Annotated in this window: 12 protein-coding genes; 2 read left to right on the forward strand and 10 right to left on the reverse strand. The window is 42.3% G+C overall.

What is annotated here, in order from left to right:
* Nucleotides 1–310: 310 nt before the first annotated feature.
* The 6 genes from R6U02_RS08830 to R6U02_RS08855 form a co-directional block, all read right to left on the reverse strand.
* On the reverse strand, nt 311–1,606 hold the full coding sequence (locus tag R6U02_RS08830) for a GntP family permease (RefSeq protein ID WP_410263248.1): 1,296 nt from the start codon (nt 1,604–1,606) through the stop codon (nt 311–313).
* A 145-nt stretch (nt 1,607–1,751) separates the two neighbouring features.
* On the reverse strand, nt 1,752–2,528 hold the full coding sequence (locus tag R6U02_RS08835; RefSeq protein ID WP_410263249.1) for a 3-hydroxybutyrate dehydrogenase: 777 nt from the start codon (nt 2,526–2,528) through the stop codon (nt 1,752–1,754).
* A 27-nt stretch (nt 2,529–2,555) separates the two neighbouring features.
* On the reverse strand, nt 2,556–3,215 hold the full coding sequence (locus tag R6U02_RS08840) for a 3-oxoacid CoA-transferase subunit B (RefSeq protein WP_410263250.1): 660 nt from the start codon (nt 3,213–3,215) through the stop codon (nt 2,556–2,558).
* Entirely contained in the window at nt 3,208–3,870 is a 663-nt protein-coding gene (locus R6U02_RS08845) for a CoA transferase subunit A (protein ID WP_410263251.1), read from the reverse strand. The genes R6U02_RS08840 and R6U02_RS08845 overlap by 8 nt, the downstream gene beginning before the upstream one ends.
* A 10-nt stretch (nt 3,871–3,880) precedes the next feature.
* Nucleotides 3,881–5,059: an acetyl-CoA C-acetyltransferase gene (locus tag R6U02_RS08850; protein WP_410263252.1), complete on the reverse strand. Its 1,179-nt coding sequence runs from the start codon at nt 5,057–5,059 to the stop codon at nt 3,881–3,883.
* 225 nt (nt 5,060–5,284) lie between these two features.
* Nucleotides 5,285–5,791 (reverse strand): cupin domain-containing protein, encoded by a 507-nt coding sequence (locus R6U02_RS08855; RefSeq protein ID WP_410263253.1) that lies wholly within the window; start codon nt 5,789–5,791, stop codon nt 5,285–5,287.
* 170 nt (nt 5,792–5,961) lie between these two features.
* Between R6U02_RS08855 and R6U02_RS08860 the strand changes: the two genes are divergently transcribed.
* The gene (locus tag R6U02_RS08860; protein ID WP_410263254.1) at nt 5,962–6,465 is read left to right on the forward strand and encodes a hypothetical protein; all 504 of its coding nucleotides are present in this window, start codon (nt 5,962–5,964) and stop codon (nt 6,463–6,465) included.
* A gap of 59 nt (nt 6,466–6,524) precedes the next feature.
* Here the strand turns inward: R6U02_RS08860 and R6U02_RS08865 are convergent, their stop codons facing one another.
* From R6U02_RS08865 to R6U02_RS08875, 3 genes are read right to left on the reverse strand one after another with little or no spacing between them, the layout of a single operon-like run.
* Nucleotides 6,525–7,292: an ABC transporter permease subunit gene (locus tag R6U02_RS08865; protein ID WP_410263255.1), complete on the reverse strand. Its 768-nt coding sequence runs from the start codon at nt 7,290–7,292 to the stop codon at nt 6,525–6,527.
* Nucleotides 7,289–8,206: an ABC transporter ATP-binding protein gene (locus R6U02_RS08870; protein ID WP_410263256.1), complete on the reverse strand. Its 918-nt coding sequence runs from the start codon at nt 8,204–8,206 to the stop codon at nt 7,289–7,291. Before R6U02_RS08870 ends, R6U02_RS08865 begins: the two co-directional genes overlap by 4 nt.
* On the reverse strand, nt 8,206–8,409 hold the full coding sequence (locus R6U02_RS08875; protein WP_410263257.1) for a PLD nuclease N-terminal domain-containing protein: 204 nt from the start codon (nt 8,407–8,409) through the stop codon (nt 8,206–8,208). The genes R6U02_RS08870 and R6U02_RS08875 overlap by 1 nt, the downstream gene beginning before the upstream one ends.
* 186 nt (nt 8,410–8,595) lie before the next feature.
* Between R6U02_RS08875 and R6U02_RS08880 the strand changes: the two genes are divergently transcribed.
* A complete protein-coding gene (locus R6U02_RS08880) occupies nt 8,596–8,982 on the forward strand; it encodes a DUF302 domain-containing protein (protein ID WP_410263258.1) in 387 nt (128 codons plus the stop codon).
* Between the two features lie 111 nt (nt 8,983–9,093).
* On the opposite strand, the gene R6U02_RS08885 is transcribed toward R6U02_RS08880, so the two are convergent.
* A complete protein-coding gene (locus tag R6U02_RS08885) occupies nt 9,094–9,930 on the reverse strand; it encodes an SMP-30/gluconolactonase/LRE family protein (protein WP_410263259.1) in 837 nt (278 codons plus the stop codon).
* Nucleotides 9,931–10,508: the final 578 nt, after the last annotated feature.

Here is a 10,508-nt window from a genome sequence, read left to right on the forward strand (position 1 = left end):
ACTTGGCTTCGGGTAGCCGGAGGGCATGCGATGACCGATTGCGTGCCCTTTAGCTCGGCTTCGGATAACCGGAGGGCATGCGATGACCAATTGCGTGCCATTCAGCTCGGCTTCGGATAGCCGGAGGGCACGCATTACCCGATTGCGTGCCCTTCAGCTCGGCTTCGGATAGCCTGGAGGGCATGCAAATACCAACATAAGATTGCAATACTTATATCGAATATGCTCCAAAACGAAAAAACGAGTGAGGCTATGATTTCTCATAGCTCACTCGTTTTCTATCTGATATTTGATAAAGAAGTCCTGTTTTTTAATATAAGCCCATTGAAGCTAAGATAATAGCGACAACAACAGAAGCAATAGGAATAACAATCGCTACAACAGCGATATCCATATAACTATCTTTGTGAGTCAACCCTGTGATCGTGAGTAAGGTCAATACCGCACCGTTATGTGGTAGAACATCCAGACCACCCGATGAGATAGAAGCTACTCTATGGAATGCTTCAGGAGAGATACCTGATGTTTGTGACAAGTTATAATACTGTTCACCAAGTGCTTCTAAGGCAATTCCCATACCACCTGAAGCTGAACCTGTTGCACCAGCAAGCAAGTTGATCGCTACTGATAGTGAAACAAGTGGATTCCCTGGAATAGACATTAAACCAGAAGTTAAAATGGCAAAGCCTGGAACAGCCTGTACCGTTGTACCAAAACCAACCGCCGCACTGGTATTCAAGATAGCCGTAACGGATCCTTTTGCACCCGCATTAACAGAACTCGTCACACCAATGCTTCTAATTCTTGGTAAGCTTAAAAGCAGAATAAGTATAATACCCGCCATCAATGAGACGACAATGTTCCATTCCAATATATTCAACGTAATTAAAACGGATAGAAGTGGAATCAATGATAAAAATACGTTAGGGACTGCATCTGATACTTCAACAACTGTGTTGTCTTTTGGTTCGTCAAAAAGTTCACCTTTATTGATCAACTGTTTCTGTCTCCACATCAAGTAGAAATAACCACCGATCGCCATAACTAAAGCTGCGGCAATACCCATGATAGGTGCGGCAGTTGGCGATGTGAAGAAATAAGGTATAGGAATCAGGTTCTGAATTTGTGGTGTTCCTGGTAAAGCTGTCATTGTAAAGGTAAACGCACCTAAAGCAATGGTTGCCGGTATCAAACGTCTTGGCAGATTGGCTTCTCTAAATAAAGATAAGGCCAGTGGATAAACCGCAAATACCACAACGAATAAACTGATCCCGCCATACGTCAGTACAGCAGCAGATATGAACACGCCTAGTATCGCTCTTTTTTCTCCTAATAATTGAGAAAGCGTTAAAGCGATCGAACGTGCCATGCCTGTATCTTCCATCAATTTACCAAAGATGGAACTAAGCATGAATACTGGGAACCATGTCTGCAGGAACCCGACAAGTCCAGACATATAAACGCCCGTGTATGCTTCTAGTAAATTAAGACCGCCTGTCCATGCAACGAACCCGGCAGCAAGTGGGGCAACCCAAATAATTGAATAGCCCATATAGGCTAAGCCCATCAATATAAATAACCCAATAATAATACCTAATACTTCCACTTTTTTCACTCCTCTTATCTAATCGAACTTCATTTTAATACTGCAGGCATTCCCTATGCCTTTTGACCTTACAGTTATTAATAAGGAAACAGCGGTAGAAACAGACTTTATCTGTCTCTACCGTTTCCTTTCCCTTATTTGAAAATTATTGAACGGTGTAGCCACCATCAAGCACTGATGCCTGACCAGTTATGCCTTTAGCATCGTCACTTGCCAAGAATAAAGCTAAGTGTGCAATTTCAGATACATCAAGCAAACGTTTTTGAGGTACTAATGGATAGATAACATCTTCCAGCACACTTTCCAAAGGAACGTTTCGGGTTTCAGCCAAGTCGCTCAACTGTCCACGAACGAGTGGTGTGTCGACATAACCCGGGCAGATAGCGTTAACTGTAATGCCGTATTCAGCCGCTTCTAAAGCTGTTACTTTAGTCAAACCGATAACGCCGTGTTTCGCACTGTTGTAAGCTGATTTTCCGGCAAATCCGATCAACCCGTTGATTGAAGCCATATTCAAGATGCGTCCGAATTTTTGTTTTTTCATGATCGGCATCGCATGTTTAATTGCCATGAACGGTGCAGTCAGCATGACTTTGATCATGAATTCGAATTTTTCTGTAGGGAAATCTTCAATTGGTGAAACGTGTTGTAAACCGGCATTGTTAAGTAAAACATCTAACCGACCATATTTTTCGAGCGTTTGATCAAACGCATTTTTGATATCTTCTTCTTTCGTTACATCAACTTTGATGCCTATGCAGTCTTTTCCTTGAGCCTGTAATTCTTTTGTTACTTCATTGAGTTTTTCTTCGTTGACGTCAGTGAAGACGACTTTGGCACCTTTTTCTAAAAATTCCAAACCGATTGCATGTCCGATTCCGCTTGCTGCACCTGTAATGAAAACAACTTTTCCTTGTACCATAATTTATTCCTCCATTTATATTATTTTTTATATTTCCATTTTTCTTAGTTCTTTGTCTACGTAAAGTTTTGCACCCGTAGCTTCCTGTACTTCTTCGACAGTAAATTCCGGATTGATTTCAGTTAAAAGCAGTCCTTCAGTCGTTACTTTGATTACGCCCATTTCAGTGATGATACTATCCACTGCCCCTAATGCTGTGAGCGGTAAGTTACACTCTTCCAAAATCTTATGTCTTCCTTTGGCAGTGTGTTCCATAGCAACGATAACTTTTTTAGCTCCACTGAGCAGATCCATTGCGCCACCCATACCAGGAACCATTTTTCCGGGAATCATATAGTTCGCAATATTTCCTTTTTCATCCACTTGCAAGGCACCTAACACAGTCAGATCAACGTGTCCGCCACGAATAATTCCAAATGAAACAGATGAGTCAAAGAATGCACCGCCCGGTCTGATCGTAACAGGCATGCCGCCTGCATTGACGATGTTGGGATCCAGATTCTCTTCAGTCGGTGTTAAACCCAATCCGACAAACCCATTTTCAGACTGGAAGATGACTTCGATACCTTCAGGGACATAGTTCGCTACTTTCGTTGGCAAGCCAATACCCAGGTTGACAACTAAGCCGTGTTCCAGTTCTTTTGCTACACGTTTTGCAATAAACTCCTGCATTTCTAATTTATCCATTGATTGCGCCTCCATCCACGACATGATTGACAAATACGCCGGGCGTATGCACAAAGTTCGGATCGATCTCACCGTTTTCAACCACTTCATCCGCTTCGACGATCGTCACATCCGCTGCTGCAGTCATGACATTATTAAAGTTGTTTGTTGATCCTTTATACACCAGATTCCCGTTTCGGTCCGCTTTCGCTGCGTGAATGAGTGCAAAATCCGCTTTCAATGGTGTTTCAAGTAAATATTCCTCACCATCAACGGTGATTCTCTGCTTCCCATCTTCAACCAATGTTCCTAAGCCAGTCTTTGTTAAAATGCCACCCAAACCATACCCACCGGCGCGAATACGTTCGACCAGTGTGCCTTGAGGAACGAGTTCAACCTCTGTTTCCCCTTCGTTCATCTGACGCCCTGTTTCTTTATTTGTTCCAATATGGGAAGCATATAATTTTTTCACTAATTTTCTAGCAATCAGTTTGCCTGATCCGGTTGTCACCAAGCCAGTATCTGTACTGATCAAGATGATATCCTTGACTCCTTTTTCGATCAGAGCATCAATCAGTTTTTCTGGAGCACCATTGGCCATGAAGCCACCGATCATTAGTGTATCGCCATCTCTGATATCTTTGATTGCTTCTTTAATTCCTATAACCTTATCCATCCTTATCCTCCTATCTTTCTACTGTAACGGCAATACCTTGTCCGCCGCCAATACATAATGTTGCGAGACCTTTTTTAGAATCTCTCTTAAGCATTTCGTGAATCAGTGTGACCAGGATACGTGCGCCACTAGCCCCGATTGGATGACCTAAAGCAATCGCTCCACCGTTGACGTTAACGATGTCTGTATTCAATTTCAGGTCTTTAACAACGCTTAATGACTGAGCCGCAAAGGCTTCGTTCGCTTCGATCAAATCTAAATCTTCAACAGTTAAATTCGCCTTTTTCAATACTTTTTGAGTAGCAGGAATCGGTCCACATCCCATGATCGTCGGGCTCACTCCGGCGCTTGCATAAGCGGTTAAAGTCACAAGTGGTTTCATGCCTAACTCATCTGCTTTTTCCTTGCTCATCAAGATCAACGCAGCTGCACCGTCATTTATCCCCGACGCATTGCCCGCTGTCACAGAACCGTCTTTTTTGAATGCCGGACGCATTTTTTCTAGTTTTTCATATGTCATGCCGAATCTTGGAAATTCGTCTGTGTCCACGATGACGGGCTCTCCGCGACGCTGCGGTACCGCAACAGGAATAATTTCATCTTTGAATTTGCCCGCTTTGATTGCTGCTTCTGCTCTGTTTTGACTGGTCAGAGAGAAATTGTCCTGCTCTTCTCGTGTGAATCCGTACTTATCATTGATGTTTTCAGCTGTGATACCCATATGATAATCGTTAAAGGTATCGACCAAGCCGTCTTTGAGCATTGTATCGACGACTTTCATGTCACCCATACGTTTGCCCCAGCGTGCGTCTTCAATGACGTGAGCCGCATTACTCATGCTTTCGGTTCCGCCTGCAATAATGACGTCCGCATCGCCTACCATGATCGCTTGAGCTGCAAGAGCAACCGCTTTAAGTCCTGAGCCGCATAATTTATTTAAGGCAAACGACGGCACTTCTTCCGGAATCCCAGAATAGATGGCGACTTGTCTTGCGACGTTCTGGCCTAATCCCGCACTTAAAACGTTTCCGAAGATCAACTCGTCTACCTGACTCGGATCAAGTTTAGCTCTCTCCATGACACCTTTTACAACGGTCACGCCTAAATCTACTGCTGAAACACCCTTCAATGTTCCTCCGTGAGATCCAATCGGTGTTCGTGCTGCTTCGACAATAACAACTTCTCTCATGCTACGCCTCCTATAATATTTTATAATCTAATTGTGGGTGATAAACATTAGCTCTGTTATTTATAAACCTTTATGGTAATCGCTTACAAGACAATCATATAGGCTTATTCAATAGAAGTCTAACTGTTTATTTTTATAGCTAGTATAAGACTACCTTATATGTAAACGGTTTATTTATCCGGATAAAAAAGGTACCGAAGCATCAGCTTCAGTACCTTTTTACAACTACAATTCCCAGTATCTATGCACCGGACCTTCAAACTTCGTCACAGGATCTGTGACCGGGACCAAGACATCGTAACTTCTTTTCTGAACTTTATCATAATCCGGTGCCTCACCGTACTGCATGTCGGGTTCCATGCCATTGGGGTAGGCCCCCACCACTTTGAAATCATCTGTGGAACTTGTCAGCTTATGCGCCACCCCTGCCGGTAAGAGCACGACATCTCCTTTACTTAAAGGATATTCATCCTTGTCCGGACCACCCAGTTGAACTGTCCCTCTTCCAGCTATGCAGCCCAACACTTCGTGGGTGTTCGAGTGGAAATGGTGATAAGCATAAATACCATTTACCCAGCCGTTACTGTAGCCATTGTCACTGAAGAATGTTTTCACACTTTCAGCAGGATCAGACCGCTCAAGCACGTCATCTAAGGCATGAGGATAATACAGGACTGGCAGTGGATGATTTGGGAATGGCGGATTCTCTGCTATTCTATACGTTTTTATCATTAAAACCCCTCCTTGAAAAATCATTACACCACTAGTTTGTCACCGCTTTGATACAACTTCAACTCATAGCGCTTGATATAACTTATCAATTAATTTCGATTCATCAATTGACTAAATAAAGCACTTTCAGTATTCTTGAATTACAGTGATTTTTAAAAAGGAGATTAACTATGGGACTATTTGATTTTTTCAAAAGCAAGAAAGGTGATTCTGTATCCAGAGAATCAACCGAATCAAAAGGCACTGACGAGCACGCTGTCAAACATGAATTAAAGATCACAGATAAAGATGTACAGGCAGATGAAGAAATAGTCGACAGAATCGTAGAACAGATGGTAGAAGAAGATCCATTCAAAAATTTCTATTCCGGTAAAACGAAGGACGATTTTACACCCTTATCGAATCAAGTCTTTAAATTTGAAAACATCACGACAGTCAATGTCGATTTCGTGAATAAAGCTAAAGGAAAAACATTGGTTAAAATCGAGGACATTACTTTAGGGTCCCTGCCAGAAGACTTGGCCAACACGATCCAGTCTTATCAAGACAAGTATTTACTTACTGCTTTTGTTTACGTTACCGGAGGCCCATATATGATATATGACCGCAAAAAGGATGAAGTCATTGAAGACGAGATCCCCTTTGGGTTGGACATTTACGTTCAGTTCACTTAATGTTCGACAACAAAATAAGCATAGGTATCTACAAACTATGTAGACGCCTATGCTTATTTTTAATTGATGGCTTTTTTCTTGAAGATGATACCCCCACCTATGATAAATAGAAGGATGAGGATACTTGTCAAACCGAAACTTTGAATCATCTCCTGATCCAGCTCCACCCCCGTCAGCCACTCCACATTGCGGCCGCTAAGCTGCAATGGGCTCCATTCCTGAATGACGGGAATCAATTCTCCCAAAAACAGTAACCCCAAAAAGCCGGCTACGGATAATAAAGGCGCAAAGGTGCTCTCAAGCAAAATAGCGGAAAACAAGAGTAAAGCCAGCAGCATCAAACCAAAGACATACAGACTGAACGTGGATAAAAACAAACCTTCTGTCGAGCTGTCCGGGAAATAATAATAGGTGTAGCCTAATGTGATCGCAAAACTGAACCAGTAAAACACGGTCCAACTCAAGTAAAGGATGCTCAGCTTGGCGCTATAAATGGACAGCCGGGGCAAACCTTTGGTGACCATATGGACCAGCGTGCCTTTTTCATATTCCCGGGCCATCATCGGGCTGAAAACGACCACCATCACGACCAGGCCGATTTGATTGATATTAGAGAAAAACTGTATCCACGAATCGACATATGTGGGTTCCTGTAAAATAATGGTGATGTTCTCATCCATCAGACCCTCCAGCAGTTCAGGCAAGAATTTGGCACTAAGCGGACTGAGGATCCCGATTATGGCAAAAACGATGAAAAAGATGAACAGCTTGTAATTCCTTATGTGTTCAATGATTTCTTTTTTAAAAAAAGCCAGGGTCCCTCTCATTTTGTCGCCTCCAGAAAAACTTCTTCCATTGTCGGTTCTTTTCTTTCGATTTTTTCCGGTATGATGCCTAACCCCATGACAACTTCCATGATTAAACCTATGGCTTGTCTGGCATTCGTTGTTTCACCTTCGACATTCTTTTCACTTTGAATGATGTTGAATACCCTATCACTGTCAACGAGCGCTTCTTTCACCTTGACCGCTTCTTCGAGCGTCTCCAAGGTGACGCTCCACCTCTCTGTAGACAGCTGTTCCTTCAACTCGCTGAGAGAGCCCTGTTTGACGATCACGCCTCGATCTAAAATAGCCACCTCGTCACATACCGCTTCGACATCACTGAGGATGTGAGTCGAGAAGACGACCGTCGTTTTCTCTTTTACTCTTTCAAGCACGGATAACAGCTGTTTCCTTCCGATCGGATCCAGTGCAGACGTCGGCTCGTCACAGATAAGTAATACCGGATCATTAATCAGGGCCTGAGCAATACCCAGCCGCTGCTTCATGCCGCGCGAATAATTGCTGATACGTTTGTTTGTATCCTCCAGCCCCACCATCGTTAATAAATCCGAGATTTTTTGATGCCCGTCGTTCACTTTTGAACCACTGACATCTAAACTCAACTGCATAAATTCTCGAGCGGTCAAAAAAGGATAAAATTCCGGCACATCCGGCAGATAACCGACAAAACGGTTCGTCTTGGTATCGCCATAAGTAACGACTTCACCGTTCACTTTCACTTCACCGGCTTCGGCTTTCAGCAAGCCCAGCACGATGTTCATCGTGGTGGTTTTGCCGGTCCCGTTTTTCCCAATAAACCCAAAGATAGATCCTTTCTCGACTGCGAAAGACACATCCTCTAAAACCGGTTGTTTGCCGAAAGCTTTCTTCAGATGACTGATCTCCAGAACTGCCATCAGTCTTCTTTCCTTCCGAATATGAGGTATAAAATCGGTCCGATCAGATTAACAAATATAATCACGAGTGCCCACACGATTTTATTGTTCTGTTCCAGCCGATCGTTCTTGATCAGGTCAAGCAAAGCTGTCACTATCAGGATCAGTTGTAATAGCAAAAGCGGGATGATAATCGGTAAATATTCCATAATGTCTGGTAGCATAATTTGGCTCCTTTGAATTTATTATGTCTTAATTTAATCACGAAACCCTTTAAAACGCCAGGGACTTAAGACCTATTTTTGACAAATCCCGACTCTTACTATTTGTAAGCATATCGATTGCTATTTCATAATATTTAAGAGACAATGATAAATGTAAGATATTTTATAGTAGGAGGAATTTATCACATGAATTATGCATTCGAAGAAAAAAGTTCACGCTCATACGAAGAAACATTAGAAAAACTAAAACAGGCTATTACAGATAACTCTTTCGGGGTACTGTATGAAGTAAACCTAAAAGACAAGATAGAAGGCAAAGGCTTTGATTTTGCTAACAACTTCACCGTTTTAGAGGTATGTAACCCTAAATTAGCTAAAGAAGTATTAGACCAACAAATTGAAGCAGGCTACTTCTTACCATGTAAAGTCGTTGTATATGAAAAAGAAAATGCCGTCTATGCGGGTGTTTTGAAACCAACTGTGCTTATCGATATGATTGGAAATGATTCTCTACACGGTGCTGCCGTAGAAGTCGAAGAAATCCTAATTAAAGCTGTCAAAGCCGCAGTATAATCAACACATTCTCTATCACATCAATTTTATATGATACGCTATAAAATAAAGCCCGACAGCCACTTAGTTAAAAGCGGCTGTCGGGCTTTTGTGCATTTTACCGCATATTATCTACCTGATTCTCACTCTAAATAATCCGCCGGACAGATCTTCTTCATCTTCATGATCTTTAGCTGTCGTAATGTAGAGAAACTCGTTCTCTTTTCCGCCAATGCAGCAGGACGTCACGTTCGTCGCAGGCATCGGGATCTCAAATATTTTTTCGCCCGTTTTTGAATCCCACTTGCAGATTTTCCCACCGCCGTATTCGGCCACCCAGATATCGTCACAGATATCGACACACAGACCATCAGGCGTACTGCCGTCTGTCAGCTCGACCAGTACTTTTCCGTTGGCTACCTGTTTCGTTTCACTATCGTAGTCATATTTCTTCACCGTCTTGGTAGCTGAATCGATATGATAAAATTTCTTGCCATCCCGAGACCAGCCCAGCCCGTTCGAAAAAGAAAGATTGTCCAAGACGACTTCAGCTTCACCGTTTTCAATGACGTACAGTTCAGCAGCATTTTCAATGATTTCATCTTGTCCCATCGTTCCCACAAAAAAACGTCCTTCGGGATCTAGTTTCCCGTCATTGTACCTCAGCCGCATATCCTTGTTGGGATGAGTGACTGGAGTACGCTCACCTGTTTCCGGATCGATTCGAAAGATGCCATTTTTCTCAGCAGAAAGCAGCATCCCTTCTGAATCAAGAACAACCGCGCCTACGTGTCCGTCTGTTTTAAAGGTTTTGATTTCAGTTGTGTCAGTGTTCAACTGATAGATAATTTCATCCGTAATCGATATACAATATATCAGCTCGTTTTTTGCATCCCAAACTGGCCCTTCGAGTAGTGTACTGCCTATATAAAAAACCAACTCTGGTGTGAACATATCCGAACGGTACATATCATCCTCCCCTTTAACGTTGTTATCGCTTTCACTATACACCAGAAGGGGGAGGTATTGCTAGCTTTAGCCCTTGTTTCACTATGGTTTTTTACTCTCATATAATCAAGACAGAAAATTCAGAAAAAAGAATGTCATGTCAGATAATAATCAAGCTATGCTTGTTCATACCGACTACCTGTGTGCGAAGATCGGCATGGCTTTCCTGAAAAAGATGTTGGCTAAGTATTATCATCTTCGTCAGATCATTTCACCGACATCCACTCATTTAAGTGAAAAGTTATCTACCCATAGAGCAGTCGTGAACAGTAGTCTGATTCTCTATCCTTTTTTGTTCAGAATACTCATTCGAACTCCACCGATCATCCTTTTATTTTTCACATGCTTCTGCTATATTATAGTTAACATTCATATTTTAAGTCAGAAAAAGCCTGAGACCAAACATTTTTTAAATCCAAATCATTTTTATCGGACGATTTTGCATGTGAAAAAGATATGTGGTAAGGTTATACATGAGAATAAAAACTTTCTGAAAATTTCATGAAAGTAATAAATTCTATTTGCTGGAATATTAAGCG

This window comes from Alkalibacterium sp., from assembly GCF_046484155.1.
Taxonomy (GTDB): Bacteria; Bacillota; Bacilli; order Lactobacillales; family Carnobacteriaceae_A; genus Alkalibacterium.